At 56.8% G+C, this 19,767-nt stretch carries 17 protein-coding genes; 15 read left to right on the top strand and 2 right to left on the bottom strand.

Features of this window, described 5'->3' with window-relative positions:
• Positions 1–9 precede the first annotated feature (9 nt).
• From IVB54_RS24490 to IVB54_RS24425, 14 genes are all read left to right on the top strand, one after another.
• A complete protein-coding gene (locus IVB54_RS24490) occupies positions 10–333 on the top strand; it encodes a hypothetical protein (protein ID WP_018456747.1) in 324 nt (107 codons plus the stop codon).
• 49 nt (positions 334–382) lie between these two features.
• Entirely contained in the window at positions 383–2,524 is a 2,142-nt protein-coding gene (locus tag IVB54_RS24485; RefSeq protein ID WP_247363385.1) for a peptidase domain-containing ABC transporter, read from the top strand.
• 107 nt (positions 2,525–2,631) lie between these two features.
• Entirely contained in the window at positions 2,632–3,948 is a 1,317-nt protein-coding gene (locus IVB54_RS24480) for an HlyD family type I secretion periplasmic adaptor subunit (protein ID WP_018456745.1), read from the top strand.
• 852 nt (positions 3,949–4,800) lie between these two features.
• On the top strand, positions 4,801–5,310 hold the full coding sequence (locus tag IVB54_RS24475; protein WP_051113014.1) for a glycosyltransferase: 510 nt from the start codon (positions 4,801–4,803) through the stop codon (positions 5,308–5,310).
• Positions 5,311–5,602: 292 nt separating this feature from the next.
• The gene (locus IVB54_RS24470; protein WP_018456743.1) at positions 5,603–6,667 is read left to right on the top strand and encodes a Gfo/Idh/MocA family oxidoreductase; all 1,065 of its coding nucleotides are present in this window, start codon (positions 5,603–5,605) and stop codon (positions 6,665–6,667) included.
• Between the two features lie 22 nt (positions 6,668–6,689).
• Positions 6,690–8,192, top strand: coding sequence for an oligosaccharide flippase family protein (locus tag IVB54_RS24465; protein WP_051113004.1), 1,503 nt, complete (start codon positions 6,690–6,692; stop codon positions 8,190–8,192).
• A gap of 25 nt (positions 8,193–8,217) precedes the next feature.
• Positions 8,218–8,739 (top strand): acyltransferase, encoded by a 522-nt coding sequence (locus tag IVB54_RS24460; protein WP_039799870.1) that lies wholly within the window; start codon positions 8,218–8,220, stop codon positions 8,737–8,739.
• Positions 8,740–8,835: 96 nt separating this feature from the next.
• Positions 8,836–10,014: a DegT/DnrJ/EryC1/StrS family aminotransferase gene (locus IVB54_RS24455; RefSeq protein ID WP_018456740.1), complete on the top strand. Its 1,179-nt coding sequence runs from the start codon at positions 8,836–8,838 to the stop codon at positions 10,012–10,014.
• Positions 10,011–11,012: an NAD-dependent epimerase/dehydratase family protein gene (locus tag IVB54_RS24450; protein WP_018456739.1), complete on the top strand. Its 1,002-nt coding sequence runs from the start codon at positions 10,011–10,013 to the stop codon at positions 11,010–11,012. Before IVB54_RS24455 ends, IVB54_RS24450 begins: the two co-directional genes overlap by 4 nt.
• A gap of 152 nt (positions 11,013–11,164) precedes the next feature.
• Complete coding sequence (locus IVB54_RS24445; protein WP_018456738.1) at positions 11,165–12,022, top strand: glycosyltransferase; 858 nt, start codon at positions 11,165–11,167, stop codon at positions 12,020–12,022.
• 188 nt (positions 12,023–12,210) lie between these two features.
• Complete coding sequence (locus IVB54_RS24440; protein ID WP_083926443.1) at positions 12,211–12,726, top strand: UDP-N-acetylglucosamine--LPS N-acetylglucosamine transferase; 516 nt, start codon at positions 12,211–12,213, stop codon at positions 12,724–12,726.
• 452 nt (positions 12,727–13,178) lie between these two features.
• Positions 13,179–14,321: a DegT/DnrJ/EryC1/StrS family aminotransferase gene (locus tag IVB54_RS24435; protein ID WP_018456735.1), complete on the top strand. Its 1,143-nt coding sequence runs from the start codon at positions 13,179–13,181 to the stop codon at positions 14,319–14,321.
• 17 nt (positions 14,322–14,338) lie between these two features.
• Positions 14,339–15,319, top strand: coding sequence for a glycosyltransferase (locus IVB54_RS24430; RefSeq protein ID WP_247776479.1), 981 nt, complete (start codon positions 14,339–14,341; stop codon positions 15,317–15,319).
• A gap of 65 nt (positions 15,320–15,384) precedes the next feature.
• Positions 15,385–16,305 carry a glycosyltransferase family 8 protein gene (locus IVB54_RS24425; RefSeq protein WP_083926442.1) on the top strand — a complete coding sequence of 307 codons (921 nt, stop codon included), beginning with the start codon at positions 15,385–15,387 and terminating at the stop codon, positions 16,303–16,305.
• 174 nt (positions 16,306–16,479) lie between these two features.
• On the opposite strand, the gene IVB54_RS24420 is transcribed toward IVB54_RS24425, so the two are convergent.
• On the bottom strand, positions 16,480–17,373 hold the full coding sequence (locus tag IVB54_RS24420; protein WP_247776478.1) for a class I SAM-dependent methyltransferase: 894 nt from the start codon (positions 17,371–17,373) through the stop codon (positions 16,480–16,482).
• A 126-nt stretch (positions 17,374–17,499) separates the two neighbouring features.
• Positions 17,500–18,252, bottom strand: a complete 753-nt coding sequence (locus IVB54_RS24415) for a class I SAM-dependent methyltransferase (protein ID WP_247338534.1) — start codon at positions 18,250–18,252, stop codon at positions 17,500–17,502.
• A 490-nt stretch (positions 18,253–18,742) separates the two neighbouring features.
• On the opposite strand from IVB54_RS24415, the gene IVB54_RS24410 reads away from it, so the two are divergent.
• The gene (locus IVB54_RS24410; RefSeq protein WP_083926440.1) at positions 18,743–19,750 is read left to right on the top strand and encodes a glycosyltransferase family A protein; all 1,008 of its coding nucleotides are present in this window, start codon (positions 18,743–18,745) and stop codon (positions 19,748–19,750) included.
• Positions 19,751–19,767 lie beyond the last annotated feature (17 nt).

The raw sequence follows: 19,767 nt of genomic DNA, 5'->3' as shown, positions 1-19,767 counted from the left end.
AGATACCAGATGCACGCCGAACTTTATACCGACGGAATCGAAGAAATTACCGTTAGCGGAACCATCGTCCGCGTCGATCTGGTCAGTCTTTCACCGACGGAGCGTGACGCCAACAATGTCCCGAAACGCGTGTTTTCTCAGCGGCTGATCTTTTCGGTCGAATCCTTCGCCAATTCGGTCGATGTGATGCAGAAGGCGCTTCAGGGGTTGGTCGACGCCGGCGTAGTCCGGCGAAATCAGCCAGCTGAGTCGCACAACAGTACGTCGGTCGTACGCGATGCGCTCGCGCCCAGCACGCCACGGTCTCATAATGTCTCTTCGAACTTCCGGTGAAATCGACGCCGCTGGTGGCGCGAAAGGCCGGGTTGTGGACCCGTCTGGATTGGCGACGCAGACGGCATTGGAGTGCCTGTCCAAGATTGCCGGTTATCATGGGACAGACCTGCCGGTCGAGCGTCTGAAGCACGCCTATGCCGTAGCCGCTCCGCTCTCGTTGAACCTTCTGTTGCGCATGGCCAAGGATGCAGGTCTGCGCGCGAGAAGCACGAAAATCGCGTGGGGTGCGCTGATCCGTCTCGGAGAAGCCTATCCGGCGCTGACGAGGCTAACCAATGGCAACTGGATCGTTGTCCTTGGTGCAGGACAGGGAGCTGAGGGCACTGAGGTCGTCAGCGTCTTCGACCCGCTCGCCGACCGCAAGGACGAGGTCTTGGTTGTCGACCGGGACCGATTCTGTGCCCAATGGGCCGGGGACACCATCCTGATCAAGCGCGAGCAGTTGACACAGGATGGGCGCAGAAATTTCGGCCTCCGGTGGTTCGTACCGGAATTGCTTCTTCAATGGCGACTGTTCAGGGACGTCGCGATTGCCGCCATCATGCTCTATGCGTTGGGCCTCGTCGTCCCGATCTTTTTCCAGCTCGTCATCGACAAAGTTCTGGTTCACGAGAGCTACACCACCCTCTACGTACTCGCGGTAGGCGCGGCCGCAGCACTCGTCTTTGACGCGATATTCGGCTTTCTGCGGCGCTACCTGCTACTTTATGCGACCAATAAAGTCGACATTCGAGTTGCTACAAAGACGTTCGGTCATCTCCTCGGGCTGCCGGTCACCTTCTTCGAGCACATGGCAGCGGGGGTCTTAGTCAAGCACATGCAGCAAGCGGCGCGGATCCGTGAGTTTCTGACCGGCCGACTATTCTTAACCACCCTCGACGCGCTTTCGCTATTCGTCTTCCTGCCGGTACTTGCGATCTACAGCGTCAAGTTGACGCTTATGGTTTTGGCCTTCACTGCCGCGAGCGGTGCTGTTGTCGGCCTGCTCATGGGCCCTTTCCGGCGACGTCTTTACGATCTTTACCAGGCGGAAGGTGCGCGGCAGGCTCTCCTCGTCGAAACAGTTCACGGTATGCGCACGGTGAAGTCGCTGGGGATGGAGCCCGTGCAGGGCAGGATTTGGGATAGCCGCTGTGCACAGTCGATTACCATGCGATTCGGTGTCGAGAAGATTTCCGCCGGTGCCCAGGCGCTCACCGGATTTCTCGAGAAGATCATGACACTTGGGATCATCGCTGTCGGAGCACTCGATGTCTTCGCTGGAGAAATGACAATCGGCGCGCTGGTCGCGTTTAACATGTTGGCCGGCAGGGTCTCGGGACCACTCGTCCAACTCGTGACCATGGTGCACGAATACCAGGAAGTTGCTCTTGCCGTGAAAATGCTCGGCGAGGTGATGAATCAGAAGCCTGAGCGAGATGGCAAGAAAGATGGGCTGCGGCCCGACTTCGCCGGAAAAATCGAGTTCGAAAGTGTTTCTTTTCGCTACGGAGCTGAGGGAGCGCCGGCGCTCGATGATGTCTCCTTCACCGTCGAGCCAGGTTCGATCTTCGGGATCGTGGGCCGAAGCGGCTCCGGCAAGACGACGCTCACAAGGCTGATTTCGGGCATGTATCCGGTGCAACAGGGGCTGCTCCGTGTCGACGGATACGATTCGAGGGAACTCGACTTGGCACACCTGCGCCGAAACCTCGGAATCGTCTTGCAGGATAATTTCCTGTTTCGAGGGACGGTCCGCGACAATATCGCATGCGTGAAACGGGACGCGACATTCGCCGAAGTCGTCGCTGCGGCGCAGCTCGCAGGCGCCGACGAGTTCATCGAGCGGTTGCCCCGTGGCTTCGACACCATGCTCGAGGAAGATGCCTCGAACCTGTCCGGCGGGCAGAAGCAGCGGCTCGCGATTGCGAGGGCTCTGATCGTCAATCCACGGATCGTGATTTTCGATGAGGCGACGAGTGCCCTCGATTCCGAAAGCGAAATGATCATCAAGCGCAACCTCCGCCGTTTGGCGGCAGGGCGTACCGTCATCATCGTCTCGCATCGCCTGTCAATGCTGACTGAAGCAAGCCGGATCCTGGTGATGGACCGCGGCCGAATCGTTGACGTGGATCGCCACGACCACCTCCTGTCGAAATGCACCATCTACAGGCATTTGTGGAACCAACAGATGAAACAGATTGCATGATGGAGCCAAGGCAACCACGGACGGACGCGAACACGAACGGTCTGGTCCTGGCCAGAACGGTCGAGCGACGGCGGAAGCTATTCAGGCCGGTGCCGAGGCGAGCGCCTGTGATCGCCGAATTCCAGTCGGATGCAACCGAAGTCGAGCAGCAAGCGCCGCCGCGGCTCGCGCGTCTTACCCTCTACAGCGTGCTTGGGCTAATTGCCTTCGCGGTCACCTGGGCATCCGTTTCGCAAGTGGAGATGATCGTCACGGCGCAGGGGAAATTGACCACGACACGTCCAAACCTAGTCGTACAGCCGTTGGAAACGTCGGTCATACGCGAGATCCACGTCAAGGCCGGTGATCGCGTCAACCGCGGCGACGTTCTGGCTACGCTCGATCCGACCTTCTCGCAGGCTGATTTCGATCAATTGCGCGGCAGGCTGGCTGGTTTCAATGCGTCGATCGATCGCCTGGGCGCCGAAGTGAATGGAACGGAGTATGCCGCCAAGGAGCTCACAAATGCGGACCAAATCCTGCAGGGCAAGTTGTTCTTGCAGAGGAGAGCCGCCTATGAGGCGCAGATCCAGAACTATGACGCACAGATCGCTTCCGCTCGAGCCAATCTGAAGACAGCGCAGGACGAAGAGACGGTTCTCCTTCAGCGACTCGATACGATGCGTTCAATTGAAACCATGCGCACCACGCTGATGGACAAAGAGGTCGGTTCGAGGCTGAACTTTCTACTGTCTCGCGATGCACGGCTCGAGGTTGAGAGCAATCTGGCGCGCGTTCGTGGCAGTATCGCCGATACGACCCATCGGCTGGACAAGGCCCGCGCTGACCAGAAGGTCTTCACCGAGGAGTTTCGTCGCACCACTTATCAGGAACTGGCAGAGACGCTGCCAAAGCGCAACAGCGCAGCAGAGGAATTGAAGAAAGCCGACCGTCGTCGGCAGCTGATCGTCCTGCAGGCGCCGGCAGATGCCGTGGTGCTGGACATCGCAAACCGCACAGTCGGCTCGGTGGTTCGCGAAGCGGAAACGCTGTTTGTCCTGGTTCCTCGTGATGTGCCTCTCCAGGCGGAGGTCAATGTCGAGGGTCGGGATATCGGTCAGGTGGCGCTTGGACAAGCAGTCCGGATCAAGTTCGAAGCGTTTCCTTTCCAGAAGTATGGAACGGCAACGGGCGAGGTCCGCGTCATCAGCCAGGACACGTTCTCGCCGGATCCGAAGGCCGAAGGTGCGCGCCGCGCGCCAGCTCCCTATTACCGCGTACTGGTCGATTTGTCCGACACGCACCTTCGGCTGCCGGCTGAGCGCATTCAACTGATTCCGGGCATGGCGGTGACGGCCGAACTGAAAGTCGGCAAGCGCACCGTGATTTCTTATTTCCTGTACCCCTTGCTTCGCGGTTTGGATGAAAGCATCCGGGAGTACTAGGCATTCAGCGCCAACGGTGATTCAATGAAAGCAATTCCAACGGCATGGCAGCACGCTTCGCATGAATTGCAGACGATTGCAGGCCATCGTCCGACGGCCGCACAGCAGAGGCACCATCGACGTGATCCGATGGGATCGGATGGCACACAGGACCGCAATGGCTTAAGTGCGCGCCGACGGAATGCACGGGCCTGCTGACTCGCGCGTGAAGATATCAGCTAATGCCGACGCGAGTACGAGCGGTGCCTGCTATCAGCGGTATTTGCGGGGGTGGGCGGCCTTTCGCCATATTCCGGTAATGCGCGATCTGCCTGTCTCACTTGCACAGGGCTCACGGCGCGAGCCAGGGACCGATCGAAGACGACCGTCGCCTGGTCCGCGCCACACCGGTGTTGCGAAGGGACTGACACCCGGCAGAGCTACGTGCAGCGGCGAACCGATCGCCTGGAATGTTCTGCGCATCTAGACTGCAAAGCGGGTCGGCCGCTGAGGTACAGAATAATAACCGAGAACATGGCTTATCTGGCTCCGATTAATCCGCCTTACGTGAAATTATGCAAAAATATCGAGGGTTTGCAAGCGATTACGTATTTTAAAAATCCGATAACTTAATCACTTGAAAATAAAAGTTGCCTCTGTATTATCGGATTATAAATCAAATACTAAAATTAAATAATTTGAATGGTCGTGTTTCCTCGCAGGAGCCGTGATGCGCGCGCAGCGTCGATATTCGAAACATGGCCGAGACCGTGGCTCTCGCGAGCGAGGCCATGCGCAGCCGGCGGCGCATGTGGCGGCGATACATCAGGACCAAGACTGCTTGCCGAGCGCTTAGCTATGAAGGAGCGTGTCATGATCTTCGTAACCGTCGGTACGCAAGTCCAGTTTGACCGTCTGATCCAAACGGTCGACGATTGGGCCGGTGCACGGGCGAGAAGCGATGTTTTCGCTCAGATCGGGCCATCAAAGCATCAGTGCAAGCACATCCGCACCGAACGATTTGTTGACCCCAGTGGATTCAGGAATTGCGTTGAGGCGGCAAGCCTCGTGATCGCTCATGCAGGCATGGGCTCCATTATCACCGCCCTCGAACTTGGAAAGCGAATCATTGTCATGCCGCGTCGTGCGAGCTTGGGCGAACACCGAACCGATCATCAGGTCGCAACGGCAAAACAGTTCGCCGCACAGGGCCGGATTGAGGTCGCTTTCGAGGAAAGGGAATTATCCGACAAACTCGATCAATTGGACGTCCTCAACCGATGCGAGCGCCTTGGTGGTGAAGCATCACCACAGCTGATCCTGACAATTCGGACTTTTATTGAAGCGGGACATATCCGTTCACAACCTACCAGCGCTGCTTAGGCGGTCTCAATATGGAGTTACAAGACAGTCGAGCCTCTTCTCCTAGCCGGTCGCGCCGGAACGATGATGGAAGGGGTGCATTTACCAAGAACGAGGACTGCCGAATGAACGCGCACCCATGCTCGACGTATCCTCCATGATCGTGAGATGGAATGTCGGAGATACACTGCGCGTGTGCCGGCGTTCATTTGCGACTGGGTATTGGCCAGCAGTTCGGCTATCGCCAGAGCAACCGAAAGCCATAGCCAAGTAAATTCTACATTTCACCCGATTTCAAACCACTGGTGCAGTTATGTCGAACGACACAATAGGAATTGGAGTTATCGGATACGGCTATTGGGGACCGAACTTGGTCCGCAATTTCGCTGCTCATCCCTCGGTTCGTCTAGTCGGCGTATGCGACTTTGATTCGGAAAAGCTCGCGGCAAGCAAGCGGCTTTATCCGGGGGTGATAACGACGTCCTCCTGCGACGAGCTGCTCAAGAACCCTGCCGTCGATGCCGTGGCCATCGCTACGCCGGTTAATACACACTATGAACTGGCTCTATCCGCACTGAAGGCGGGCAAGCACGTTCTGGTGGAGAAGCCGCTTGCACAAAATTCAGATCTGGCTCGACGCCTGATCGATGAGGCGGCTCGGCGCTGCCTGATATTGAGCGTGGACCACACTTTCATCTACACGCCCGCGGTGCGGAAAATCCGCGAACTCCTGGTCAAGAAAGAGCTCGGTAGTGTCTACTACTACGACAGCACACGCGCGAGCCTTGGCTTGTTCCAGAGCGATGTCAATGTCATCTGGGACTTGGCGGTGCACGATATTTCGATCATCCACTATATCTTCGATGAGCAGCCCGTTGCCGTTTCGGCGACAGGATCATGCCATGTGGTCGGCTCGCCGGAAAACATGGCTCATATAACGTTGTTCTTCGATAGCGCGTGTGTAGCCCACATTAGCGTCAACTGGCTCTCGCCAATCAAAGTCCGCCAGACGTTCATCGGAGGCAGCAAGAAGATGATCGTTTACGACGATCTTGAACCGACGGAAAAGATCAAGGTATATGACAAGGGCATCACAGTTGATGGCCCCTCCGACAAAGCCCATCAATTCCGGATCGGTTATCGGGCTGGCGATATGTGGGCTCCCCACGTGTCCCCGAAGGAAGCGCTGCAGGTCGAGGTCGACCACTTTATCGATTGTGTGCGCAGCGGGACGCGACCGATTTCAAGTGGCATGTCCGGACTGCGGGTGATCGAGGTCCTGGAGGCTGCATCCCGCTCGATCGCCGAGCATGGCAAACCGGTCCTGCTGAAACGCCAGCCGCGCAGGGTCCCGGAACGTGCGACGGCAACGGTCTGAATCATTGGCGGACGATATTCAAATGCGAGAACAGCGCGACGGTCTTGCGATTAGTGCGGTACAACGCTCCATCCTGTTTTCGGCGGTCGATCGCTATGGCAGTCTTGTGCTGTTCCTGGTCGCTACCGCGGTTCTCTCTCGTCTGCTATCGCCCGCGGAATTCGGAGTGTACGCGGTCGTCAATGCCGTCACCGCGGTAATTGGTGCATCCTTTCAGGAGTTCGGGGGCGGAAACTATCTGATTCAGAAGCGTGATCTATCTCCAGCCGATGTTCGCTCAGCTTTCACCATCTCGCTCGGGATCTCGGTGGCCATAGCGCTTCTTCTGTTTGTTCTTGCAGGCGCGCTCTCAGATCTTTTCGCCCAGGACGGTCTCAAGAGGGGCATTGAGGTGTCGGCGATGAATTTTTTCCTGGCACCAGTTTCGGGGACAATTTCGGCCTTGCTGCGCCGGGACATGAAGTTCGGCACGTTAGCCATTTGCAACTTCGCCGCGGGTGTGGCTGTTGCTCTGGTCTCGATCGGGCTAGCGATGGCGGGATTCAGCTATATGGCGCCGGTCTGGGCAGCCCTGACGGGAAGCGTGATTTTGACCTTGGCGCTGCTCGCCAGTCATCGGGACTTAAACGCACTGCGCCCCTCGCTCCTCAAATACCGCGAGATCGTCAGCTTTGGCCTTTATGCCAGCGGGGTTAGCGTCATCAACGTGTTCTACAATCTGGCGCCCCAGCTATTCCTTGCAAGAACTCTGGACTTTATGTCCGTCGGTCTGTACAGCCGCGCGATTAACCTAACGCAAACGTTCGACAAGCTCGTTACGCAAGTATTGAACCCTGTGATCATGCCGGCGATTGTCGCAAGGCGCGAAGCGGGGGACGACCTGAAGGTCATCTATCTCGAGGCGATCGAGCTGCTTTCCGCCGCGCACTGGCCATTCCTGATATTCGTGGCCATTATGGCGCGACCGATCATCGCGATCTGGCTCGGCGAGACGTGGCTGGAGGTCGTGCCTCTGGTGCGGCTGCTCTGCATCGCAAACATGGCTCTTTTTGCAGCGTGCTTGAGTTATCCCATGCTTGTAGCGGTTGGAAGCGTGCGGGACGCTTTGATCTCCTCCTTCATCTCCCTACCTCCGTCGCTTCTTGTAATTTTTTGCGCATCCTTCTTCGGTGTGCAGGCTGTCGCCGCCTCCGCCGTTTTGACGTTGCCCTTCCAAGCTGCAGTTGCGATCTATTTTATCGGCCGGCACTTAGGCCTTAGACCAACGGACATTGCTCGCGCGCTGATGAAGAGTGGGGTCGTCACAGCGATAACAGCATTGGGCACCTTCGGCTGCGCGGCGCTGACGGAACAGGGAATCCTGACGTCATTTGCCGGTTTGGCCTCGGGATTGTGTGCTGCGGCGCTTTGCTGGTGCCTGGGGCTGCTGCTGACCGGCCACCCGCTGCTGCATCAGCTCCATCTCGCTGCAGCTAGTCTGGCCCGTGATGCACCGAAGCTGAGGCCATCGCGTTCGGCCCTGTGAGGCCTTGCGATTCTTGGAGGCGGAGATGCCCATTACGAACGACGTAAAGCTCGGTAGGGACGTCAGGATTTTTCATCCCGATCTAGTCAACCTGTATGGTTGCACCGTTGGTGACGAGAGCAAAATCGGAACCTTCGTCGAAGTCCAGGAGGGGGCAAAGATAGGCGCGCGTTGCAAGATATCGTCGCACAGCTTCATCTGCGAGGGCGTCACGATCGAGGATGAAGTGTTTGTTGGTCATGGTGTGATGTTCACGAACGATAAATTCCCGAAGGCAACGACCGCGGATGGTCGTCCTCAGCAAGCGTCGGACTGGACACTGCAGCGCACTCATGTCGGTAGGGGAGCTTCCATCGGATCGAACGCGACCATTCTGTGCGGTGTGACAATCGGTGCGGGTGCCTCCGTAGGCGCGGGTGCGGTGGTGACGAAGGACGTTCCGCCCGGCGCCATCGTTGCCGGAGTGCCCGCTCGGGCTCTGTCCGGAGCTGAAAGCACCGTTCTGGGCGATCGAGGCTCGTCAGTTGCGCTTCATAAACCATTTTAAATCGAAAGATATTTTAGCGAATTTAATGCTTGATTAAATAGAATAATTCGAGTTAATTTGTTTCTGTAATTTTGATCCAATCCAAGGTCTTGAATCTTGATACCCTTCCTGGATTTGAAAGCCCAATATAGCCAGATCAAGCCGGAAATCGACGCCGCAGTAGCGAGGGTCGTCAGCAGCGGGCACTTTGTGCTCGGGCCGGAGGTAACGGCCTTCGAGGGACGCTTTGCGGATTATTGCCGGACCGCCCATTGCCGCGCGGTGAACAGCGGCACTTCGGCGCTTCACCTTGCCTTGCTTGCGGCAGGCGTCGGGCCCGGTGACGAAGTCATCACGGTGTCCATGACGTTCGTTGCGACCACCGCAGCCATTCTCTACAGCGGCGCCAGGCCCGTGTTTGTCGACGTTGACCCGGTAACATGGACGATGCATCCCGGCTCGATCGAAGCTGCGATAACACCACGAACCAAAGCGATCCTGCCGGTCCATCTCCACGGGCTGATGGCCGACATGGATCCCATCATGGAGATCGCGCGTCGTCACGGTCTGGTCGTCATCGAGGACGCCGCGCAGGCGCACGGCGCGGAATACCGCGGACGTCGCGCAGGCTCGATTGGCGATCTGGGATGCTTCAGCTTTTACCCCGGCAAGAATCTTGGAGCTTTTGGCGAGGGTGGGGCCGTCGTAACCGATCGACCTGAATTGGCGGGCCGCGTGTCACTGCTGCGCGATTGGGGGCAGGAGGCGAAATACGACCACGTCATCCCCGGATACAACTATCGCATGGACGAAATTCAGAGCGCGATACTGAACGTCAAGATGGACTACATCGAGCGCTGGACGGAAGCGCGTCGGTCGCTCGCTGAGCGATACAATGCACTGCTATCCGATCTCCCATTAGCGCGTCCCCAGCCGCCCCGCGACGCCCGTCACGTGTATCACGTCTATGCGGTCAGATTGCAGCGGCGCGACGACGCGCTGACGCTATTGCGTGATGCCGGCATTGGTGCCGGGATCCACTATCCCGTTCCGGTGCATCTGCAAAGAGCCTATGCGGAACTCGGTTATCGTGCCGGTGATCTCCCCGTCACTGAGATGCTTGCGAACGAGTTTCTCTCTCTTCCCATTTATCCGGAGATGCGGGCGGAACAGGCGGCCGAAGTTGTCTCTACATTGAGGAACGCGGCGGCCCTGCGGCCCAGCGAAGCCGTCAGCGACCCGGCGGAGCATCCACAAAGCGTCATGACATGGTCTCACAACAGGAGAGCGTCTTGATTGATCTCAAGGGAAAGCGCGTTCTGGTCACCGGCGGGGCGGGGTTCATCGGCTCCCACATCGTTGATCTGCTCTGCGACGAGGGCTGTATCGAGATTGTTGCCATAGACAACATGATAAGAGGCCGGCCGGAAAATCTCCGGCGCGCGCTCGGGCGTGGGCCGGTGAGATTGGTTCACGGCGACATACGCGATCGCAAGCTGATGGAAGCGCTGGTCAAGGCTGCCGATATCGTCTTTCATCAGGCCGCACTCCGCATCACTCATTGTGCAGCCGAACCGCGCCTGGCCAAGGAGGTCATGGTGGATGCCACCTACGACCTGCTGGAGCTGTGCATCAAGCACGATATCGAGAAGATTATCGCAGCGTCTTCGGCATCCGTATATGGCATGGCCGAGGAGTTTCCGACGACCGAGCGGCAGAATGCGTACAACAACCGAACTCTCTATGGGGCTGCTAAGGCGTTTAACGAAGGGCTCCTGCGGGCCTTCAACGATGTAAGCGGCCTCGACTATGTGGCATTCCGATATTTCAACGTCTACGGCAGCCGGATGGATATCCACGGACGGTACACCGAGGTCTTGATCCGCTGGATGGAGCGCCTGGAAGCCGGATTACCTCCCATTATCTTTGGTGATGGCCGTCAGACCATGGATTTCGTCCACGTCCGCGACATCGCGCGTGCCAACATCCTTGGGGCCAGGGCAAAGGTTACTGATGAGGTCTTCAACGTCGGGAGCGGCACTGAGACCAGCCTGACCGAGCTGGCGACTGTGCTTGCGTCCGTGATGGGACACCGCGGCTTGACACCCGAATTCGCGCCGGAGCGCTCGGTCAATCCGGTGCCGCGACGGCTGGCATCGACGGGCAAGGCAGAGCGTTTGCTGGGTTTCCGCACCACGGTCTCGCTTGAGCAGGGGCTCGCCGATCTCGTGAAATGGTGGCGATCCGAGCGCGATCTCGCTTCGGACCGCCAGCGACAGGCGGCGGCATCGTGATTGAGGCCGAGGCGGAACGCGCGGCCGGACCGTCCGGATAGATTTCGTTGGTGCCGCCCATGGCAGCTTAGCAGGGGTTCGCGCTGAGACTGACGGACCCCGCGGCAGCCTCAGAGAGGCACGGAAGTCCGATCCATTCCACCGGGCCAGCCATGATTTCGATCGTCGTCCCAGCCCACAACGAGAGTTCCGTGATTGCGCGGACGTTGAGCCAATGGGTCGGCAAGCCAGATTCGGACGAGCTGCGCGTGGTGGTCGTTTGCAACGGCTGTACGGACGACACCGCGAATATCGCCCGGCGTTTCGGCCTGACCATCAAGGTTGTGGAGTCGGACACCGCAAGGAAGACCCACGCTCTGAATCTTGGTGATCAAGTCGCGAACGTCTTTCCGCGGATTTATGCTGACGCCGATATCGTTATTACCGTTGATGCCATTCTAGCTTTGGCAAGACGCCTCAATGAGGGTGACGTTTTGGCGGTTGCGCCTACGGCAGAGATCAATCTGGCGGGCTGTTCCTGGCTGGTTCGCAAATACTTCGGAATTCGGTCACGGCTGCCGTCCTCGCGCGAGGGAATCGGCGGTTCAGGCGTGTACGCCTTGTCCGAGGCTGGACGCAGGCGGTTCGGGCAATTTCCAGACATCACTGCTGATGACACCTATGTTCGACTTCAGTTCAGACGGGAGGAGCGGGAGACTCTGGCCTGCGTGAGGTCCACGGTGTTCGCCCCACGCACTCTGCTGCAGCTCGTCACCGTCAGAACACGGGCCTATAGGGGAACATTCGAGCTCGCCCGGCGCTTTCCCGAGCTGCGCGCAAACAAGGGAGCGGCCAATAATTGGACACTCGTTACACTGTTCAAAGAACCTCGCTTGTGGCTCGGCTTGTTGATCTATTGCTGGGTCAACATTGCTGCTCGATGTAACGCTACCAGAGGCGGCCGACCTGGAGATCATCTCTGGCAACGAGACGAGACTTCGCGGGTGGCGCTGCCGGATTCGACCAAATGAGGCCCTAATTCGATTGGGCGCGTGGTAGGTAAATCGAACGCGTCGCGCCATATAAAATGCTTGATTTTAAATACCAATACTGTTAATTTAAATCGAAATTTAATATTAAATGCAAGCAATTCGAGGCTTTCGATCCGCCCATTCAGGGGGAGCTCGCGAATCTTGCAGCATCTTAGGGAGGCCAGCCAATGCTTCGGAGCCCGGTCTTTCACCACAACGCGGTGCTGAACCCCAATACGGAGCGGTCACGCAACGTACGGCCGAAAGTGCTGGCAGTCGCTTCAGGTGGGGGCCATTGGGTGCAGCTGTTGCGGATCAAACCCGCTTTCGAGCATTGCGATGTTACGTTCGTCACCGTCCATGAATCTTATCGCGCGCAGGTGCCCGACCACAAGTTCTACCTCGTCAACGATGCTAACCGCTGGACCAGGATCGCGCTGTTGAAAGCAGCGCGCAGAATCGCCTGGATCGTTTGGAATGAAAAGCCGGACATCGTAGTCTCGACGGGTGCCGCTCCGGGATATTTGGCGCTGCGGTTCGGACAAATGATGGGTGCGCGCACCATCTGGCTCGACAGTATCGCAAACGTCGAGCAGCTTTCGATGTCGGGAGACCGAATTGGCCATTGCGCCGACCTCTGGCTAACGCAGTGGCCTCATCTCGCGCGACCCGATGGACCTTACTACACAGGCGCGGTGCTATGAGCTTCGCGATGGTCGGAACGCCGGGATATCTTGAGCGCTTCATCCACACGGTTGATGAGTGGGCCAGCGGGGCTGAGCGACTCGGCACACAAGCATCGCACGCCGTTTATCGAGACCGCACGCATTGGTTTGTCGGATAGAAACTGTTGTTGTGGGCGGAAGCGAGCAATGTGGGGTGGCAGAGACGCAGATATCCGTGGCGCGCGCCTTCAAATTCTGAGCCTAACCGCAGCGTGGCGCCGCGCGTACAACGTAGTTCATAGACAACGGACCTCGCTAAAGGAAGTGGAAATGAAAGAAACTCACGCCGGCGCGCATGTAATGGACGCGGAGCGCCTGCTGAAAGTCCGGGCGGCCAGCAGTGCGCTTGAGCAGGGCCCGGCGCAATTCGTTAAGTGGCGGCGCGTAGAACGCGAGCACGTTGCGGTCAGCCCGCGAGAGGCGGTTGCATCATGATTCCGATCGCACTGCCGCTCCTCGCCGATGAAGAAGCTGGTGCCGCGCGCGCAGCCGTTCTATCGGGCTGGGTGTCGCAAGGTCCGCAAGTCGCCGCCTTCGAGCAAGAATTCGCCACCCTTGTCGGCGCACCATTCGCATGCGCTGTATCAAATTGTACCACAGCCCTGCAGCTCGCGCTGGCGGCGCTGGACATCGGACCCGGTGACGAGGTGATCACACCGAGTCATTCCTTCATCGCAACGGCCAATTCGGTCCGGTTTCAGGGCGCGACACCCGTTTTTGTAGACATCGATCCGTTAACCTACAACGTCGATCCCGCCCGTCTGGTGGAAGCAATAACTCCGCGAACGCGCGCGATCATCGCCGTCCACCAAATGGGCATGCCTTGCGATCTTGCAGCGCTTACCGCGATAACTGACCGCTATGGCATTGTCCTGATTGAGGATGCGGCGTGTGCTGCCGGCAGTAAAATCTGCATGAATGGGCAATGGGAGTCGATTGGAAAACCGCATGGCCGCATTGCCTGCTTCTCTTTTCACCCTCGGAAAGTGATCACAACTGGAGAGGGCGGGATGCTGACCACCGCGGATCCGGAGCTCGATCGCAGGTTCAGACTGTTGCGCCAACATGGCATGAGCGTCCCTGACACGGTGCGGCATGGTTCGCCTCAAGTAATCTTCGAGGATTATCTGGTCGTCGGGTACAATTACCGCATGACCGACATACAAGCGGCGATCGGTCGCAAACAGCTCGAACGCCTTCCGCAACTGGTGGCGCGCCGCCGCGCCATCGCTGCCAGATACACCGAGCTACTCTCCAATTTCGAGGGTCTGCGCGTGCCGGAGGAGCCCGAGTGGACCAGGTCCAATTGGCAGAGCTATTGCGTGCGTCTGCCTGACCACCTCGACCAGCGCACCGTGATGCAAGGCCTGCTCGATAAGGGAATCGCGACACGACGGGGGATCATGTGCTCGCACCGCGAACCCGCTTACGCCAATGGGAAGCAGCGCCATGATCTCCGTCAATCCGAACTCGCGCAGGATCGATCGATACTGCTGCCGATTTACGCGCAAATGAGCCAGGAGGATATCAATCGAGTCATCGATGCCCTGCTGCATCATATCCGAATAGCTTGATACTCAGGATAACGGGAATGGCGAAGGTCGATATTGTTGTCCCCTGTTACAATTATGGGCGCTTCCTTGAGGCTTGCGTGTCGAGCATTCTCAGCCAATCCGTTTCGGATTTGCGCGTACTTATCATCGACGACTGCTCCTCGGATGATTCGGTGTCAGTCGCAAGGAAATTGGAGCAAAGCGACCCGAGGGTGGCGGTGAGAGCGCATTCGCGCAATCACGGTCACATCAATACGTTCAATGAAGGAATCGCGTGGGCATCATCCGAATACTTCTTGCTCTTGTCCGCTGATGATTTGCTGGTTCCCGGAGCCCTCCAGCGGGCAACGGAGATCATGGACGCAAACTCCGACGTTGTTCTTACATATGGAGAATGCATCCTCTGGTTTGACGATTTACCGTTGCCTAAATTACCTGCGGACGAGAACCATTCTTGGACACGGCAAGATCTGATAACGGAGATGTGCGCCACAGCCAGAAATGACGTTCCCTCTCCGACCGCGATTGCGCGGACACGGACGCAGAAGGCGATCGGCGGCTATCGCACGTCGCTTCCTCACGCAGGCGATATGGAGATGTGGCTACGTTTCGCTGCGCACGGTACAGTTGCCCAGATTAATGCGGTGCAGGCAATCTATCGCAAGCATTCGTCGGCGATGTCCAACGCCTACTTTGCCAAGAGAATACTAGATTATCGGCAGTGCTTGCTCGCGTTCGACAGCTTTTTTGATCAATGCGAGGATCGGGTCCCAAATTCGCGGAGTTTACGTGCCTTGGCGCGCCATACATTGGCCCACCAAATGTTTCGCAGCGGGATCGGATTGCTGCGACGTGGGCGCCTTAGCGACGGCCTTTGCCACTTACGCGAAGCCATGACGATGGATCGCCGGTTGCGATACTTTCCTCCAATTTGGCGAGTGCTGAAGTTTCCGGGCAAGGATGGCCGTCGATGGGCGTTGTCCGTGATCAGAAGAACGCCGGGCAAGTTGTTGGAGTGATGGATACCTTTCGGCGCGTGAGGTCGATAAACATCATTTCGTTCTTAGGAACCATCTAGGTCACTATGGAATCAAACCAGATGCGATGCCCGATCGTCCTCGCTTGTGACCGGCGGTATGCTATGCCACTTGCAACGACCCTGCGGTCAATTGTGGAAACGGATAGACGCGGCGAACCGTTCGAGTTTCATGTACTTGTCGACGGTGTTTCCGAGCGTATTCGAAAGAGAATATTCGACTCTCTCCCCCATGGTTCTGCGTCGATCCGATGGATCGAAGTGGACCTGGAAATGTTTCGGGATTTCTCGACCATTAGGTACATTTCAAAAGTCACCTACGCCCGGTTCCTTATCCCCCGCATCTTTCCGAACACTGTCTCCAGGGTGTTGTATCTAGACTCCGATCTCCTCGTTCTTGATGACTTGCAGCCGCTCTGGGCAACAGATCTCGAGGGAAAAGTTCTTGGCGCGGTTCTAGACGGTCTCGATTCTCAGCTGAAAAATCAAACTGTTCGCGTATCGGTACCTCGCGTGCAAGATTACTTTAACGCCGGTGTACTTCTGATAGACCTCCACCAATGGCGAGAGGCGAAAATCTCCGAAACGGCGTTAGATTATCTCAAGCGCTATCCTGGATCGCCCTACTCGGATCAAGACGCACTGAATGTTGCGTGCGATGGCCTTTGGAAAGGGCTCGCTTCCCGATGGAATTATCTAGCTTACAACACGGAACTTGACGTCTCTGAATTGGCAGGCGAGTACAAACCCAGCATAGTTCACTTCACGACCTGGAACAAACCTTGGAGACCTGGTGTTCCAAACGCGAATGCCGCGTTGTACGACTCGTTTCGAAGCCGCACGCGGTTCGCGCGCAACTCTATGGACAAAATGGAAAGCACCCTGCGTATCGGTTGGTCCCGCATTAAAAGCTTCCATGACGGGAGACGAGGCAAATCAACTCGCTCGGAAGGGGTGGTCGATCCCTAGATTGATCGGAGTAGCTCAAATGATCGAACGGTGTCCTCTTTAACCATTCGATCGCGATGTTGGCTGACTAAAAAATGCTCTGGTGAGGCCGCGTTCCGGGCGGAACCGACTAGTTGGACCTTTGAAGTCGATGCTCGCCCTGAACGTGTGTGTGGGGCCGCCGACTCGGGCCATCTAAGCAGCGGTCAAGAGGAAAGCTACCTGATCTCCCTGTTGTTCGAGATTTAACTTCGCCGCTCGTTTGGCAAACCTTCTCAACTCGCGCCGGCTAAATAAATCGCTTGGCCCAGATGTGAGCGGCTTAGACTTTCTGTACATTTCGCTGCCCCAGAACTGAAACGCAGTAGAATCGTCAATCGATTGTTTAACAGACAGGCCGCAGCGCTTTGCTAATGCGTTCATTCCCTTGCGAGAGGGAATTACAATGTGGCGCGGTGCATCCAGTTGGACCCAATTCGGGCCGTACTCGATCCATGCATGCGAGGCCGACGTCGGGATGCGAACCAGGATGCGACCACCTGGCGCAAGTAGCTTTCTTGCGTTGGCAAGACTTTGGTCCGGATCAGGGACATGTTCTAACGAGTGATTGAACATGATGAAATCAAACTCGCCGGACATACTTTGAAGTTCCGATTTGTGAATCTTCACGGCGCCTGATGCTGGTTTGGAAATATAAGGGTCTACTCCGGTAAGATTCCTGAAGCCTGCCGCAGACATTCTATGAAGGAGCCTCGCAGAGCCGCAGCCGACGTCGAGCACTCGAGAGCCAGGATCAATTCCAAAATCTCCGATGACCCCTACGATGGGATCGTACCTCACAAAGGAAGCCACGGCTCCCAATACGCTTTTCATGCCAAATGCATGCGCGTCCCTGATTGCGGTAAGCCGCGAATTTCGCGGGGGCGTGGCGAACGAATAATACCCACTGGGGTAAAAAGGACTCTCGTCTGTTATTTCCGACAGGCGCTGAATCGTTCCACAATCAATACATTCCTGGTATTCAAACCGCTCTCTTGTGCCAAACATCATCTCAACAAATACGTGGCGAGGATGTTCGCCGTCTGACAAGCAAGCTTTACAAATCATCTCAAGTACCCAGCCATAGCAGAGTATCAATCCGGCTTAGCCAGCATCGGAGAAGCCGGAACGGGTGTAAGAAGGCCGGGTTCGTCAACCAAACCCGCCAGTCGTTTTCTATTTTAGAAAGATGAACCTGACTCTGTCCGCGAGGCGAGTAAGCCGGCTGCTTCCGCTGCGCGCTCTCGGTTTTTCCATGCCCGGCGAGCCATCTGAAGCCTTCTCGACAAGGGTCAGACAGTCCAAATTCCGGGCTTCGTCCCAATCTATGGTAACTTGCTCGAGCACCCGCAAACCAGATCTACTCGCAGCGTGGGCAAACAGAGTTCTGCTCATAAAATTGCGCCAATGGGGATTGTTTCTGTAATCCGAGCCTGGGTATGTGTCTAAGTTTGAATGATGGAACAGTGCGCGGCCGCCTTGTCGCAGGATACGAGAAGCATCCTGTAGGTATGAAAAAACCGCATCATATTCAAAATGCACCATCGCATCAAAACAGAATATCGCGGAGACGGACCCGTCCTCGACGGGATGGAAATCGTAGCCGCTATTGGTATGCGCGCTCACTTCAGGAACATCCGAGAATCTTTTCTTGCAATGCCGCACATTCTCCTCAACGACGTCCATCAGGACGAGCGATCGAAGCGTGCTCTGGTCGCGTTTCGTGCTCAAAAAACGAGCGGAATGCCGACCGTGCCCGCACGCGAGTTCGACAGTTGACGTCGTATCCAATCTCTCGAACAAACGCCGGAATGGCGTCCCCGGCTTCCAAAACGGGTCGGTCCAGGCATCCGATTCCGCTTTATCGTAATAATCTGTGCTCTTCCAATCGTGCGCGATCTCTAAAGTTCGCGAGGAAACCGTGGTCATCACATTATCTCCATATTTAATCGCGCGCGTTAACTAATTGCTACGAGCGATCGCAATATAGCACGAATTAATGGGAATATTAACCCCGGCGTCGAATCTCGTGTTGTCGGGTCCATGCGCATTCCACGGGCCGGGCGCCAGATTCCAGCGGAATCCGAGCGCGAACAGCTAATGTCCTGGCGGTGACGGCTCGGATGGGAGGGGAGGCGGGCAGCAAAGCTGCCAAGTTCCGGCACCTCGCCGCCCGATGCCCCCTCAATCGGCTCGGGGAGTTAATTAGAGCGTGGCGGCGCAAGCCTGTTTTCTTTGGCCGATTAATGTGATTTAATTGCAGTCAATCGGAATATTAACGTCGGTTTATTAAATCCCGGTCGGAGCCTGTGTGCGAGGTTATGTCAATCACCGTCTCGCGGTCCACAGCCGGACTTCTTGCGGGACATGCTAGCGTGTCGAAGCCAATGCACTGGCCTCGGCTGACCAGGAGCGTTTCATGACGTCCCAAGCACGTCGGCCCAATGCTGAAGGGGGAGCTGAAGGTCCCCTCGTCACGGTCGTGACGTGCGTTTACAACGCAGGGGAATATTTGCGGCCTTCGTTGTTGAGCATAATTGATCAGACGTATACCAATTTAGATATCCTCATTATCGACGACGGAAGCACGGACGGCTGCTTCGACTCAGTTCAAGATTTGCTGGCAGACGAGCGTGTTCGCGTGATCCATCAAGCGAACGCAAGCAAGCCCGTGGCGATCAATCGAGCGCTCGATCAGATCCGCGGCGAGTACTACGCAATTCAAGACGCGGATGACATCAGCTATCCAACGAGAATTGAAAGACAGGTTCGTGCGCTGCTCAACGGGCTGCATTTGGCCGCCGTATTCTGCGGTAACGAGCTTATCATTGACGGAAGAGCCATGGCCCCCGTGTTTGCACCGAAAGGAGAGGACGACTGCCACTCTGAGATCCGAGCCTTTCGAATGCCTGCCCTTGATCCCACAGGAATGTTTCGGATGTCATTGATCGGCCATTTGCGATTCGAGCCTTCGTTGCAGGTCGCCGAGACCTACGATTACATATTGAGAATTGGCGAAGAGCATCCGATGATTGTATTGGGTGAGTGCCTTTACGCGTACCGCATTCTTCCCAATTCACTTACCCGACGTGCGCCAGCGTGGCGCAAACGATTTGAATCTGAGGCCTTCAGGCGGGCCTGCGAGCGGCGAGGTTTACGGTTCGAGCCAGAATGCGAGGATAGAGGCCACAGGTCCCGCAATAGCTTGCTGGATAACAATATCGCCGCCCATTTCATCAGGAGCGTGCTGGATTTACGTCGGTCAAACCATCGTTTGTCAGCGCTAAGGACGGGTTGGCAATGTGCTTCTTTGCATCCCGCGGATCCACACTATTACAAGGCGCTTGCTTATGCGCTGATTCCACCCGGCGTAACGAGCCGCCTACGTCGTGACTTCTTGGCGATTCCTTTGGAGACGACGAAATGAAGCGCCTCTTCGGCGGA

It is taken from the genome of Bradyrhizobium sp. CW1 (genome assembly GCF_023100665.1).
GTDB classification, from domain to species: domain Bacteria; phylum Pseudomonadota; class Alphaproteobacteria; order Rhizobiales; family Xanthobacteraceae; genus Bradyrhizobium; species Bradyrhizobium canariense_D.
The sequence above is the reverse complement of the archived record's forward strand: the minus strand, read 5'-3'. Positions and strand labels throughout refer to the sequence as shown.

What these genes read in the sequence shown, in the direction of transcription:
- IVB54_RS24440 (WP_083926443.1), top strand. Translation starts at nt 12,211, where the DNA reads ATGCTTCGGAGCCCGGTCTTTCACCACAACGCGGTGCTGAACCCCAAT.
- IVB54_RS24410 (WP_083926440.1), top strand. Translation starts at nt 18,743, where the DNA reads ATGACGTCCCAAGCACGTCGGCCCAATGCTGAAGGGGGAGCTGAAGGT.
- IVB54_RS24425 (WP_083926442.1), top strand. Translation starts at nt 15,385, where the DNA reads ATGGAATCAAACCAGATGCGATGCCCGATCGTCCTCGCTTGTGACCGG.
- IVB54_RS24435 (WP_018456735.1), top strand. Translation starts at nt 13,179, where the DNA reads ATGATTCCGATCGCACTGCCGCTCCTCGCCGATGAAGAAGCTGGTGCC.
- IVB54_RS24415 (WP_247338534.1), bottom strand. Translation starts at nt 18,252, where the DNA reads ATGACCACGGTTTCCTCGCGAACTTTAGAGATCGCGCACGATTGGAAG.
- IVB54_RS24490 (WP_018456747.1), top strand. Translation starts at nt 10, where the DNA reads ATGCACGCCGAACTTTATACCGACGGAATCGAAGAAATTACCGTTAGC.
- IVB54_RS24445 (WP_018456738.1), top strand. Translation starts at nt 11,165, where the DNA reads ATGATTTCGATCGTCGTCCCAGCCCACAACGAGAGTTCCGTGATTGCG.
- IVB54_RS24465 (WP_051113004.1), top strand. Translation starts at nt 6,690, where the DNA reads ATGCGAGAACAGCGCGACGGTCTTGCGATTAGTGCGGTACAACGCTCC.
- IVB54_RS24460 (WP_039799870.1), top strand. Translation starts at nt 8,218, where the DNA reads ATGCCCATTACGAACGACGTAAAGCTCGGTAGGGACGTCAGGATTTTT.
- IVB54_RS24470 (WP_018456743.1), top strand. Translation starts at nt 5,603, where the DNA reads ATGTCGAACGACACAATAGGAATTGGAGTTATCGGATACGGCTATTGG.
- IVB54_RS24475 (WP_051113014.1), top strand. Translation starts at nt 4,801, where the DNA reads ATGATCTTCGTAACCGTCGGTACGCAAGTCCAGTTTGACCGTCTGATC.
- IVB54_RS24430 (WP_247776479.1), top strand. Translation starts at nt 14,339, where the DNA reads ATGGCGAAGGTCGATATTGTTGTCCCCTGTTACAATTATGGGCGCTTC.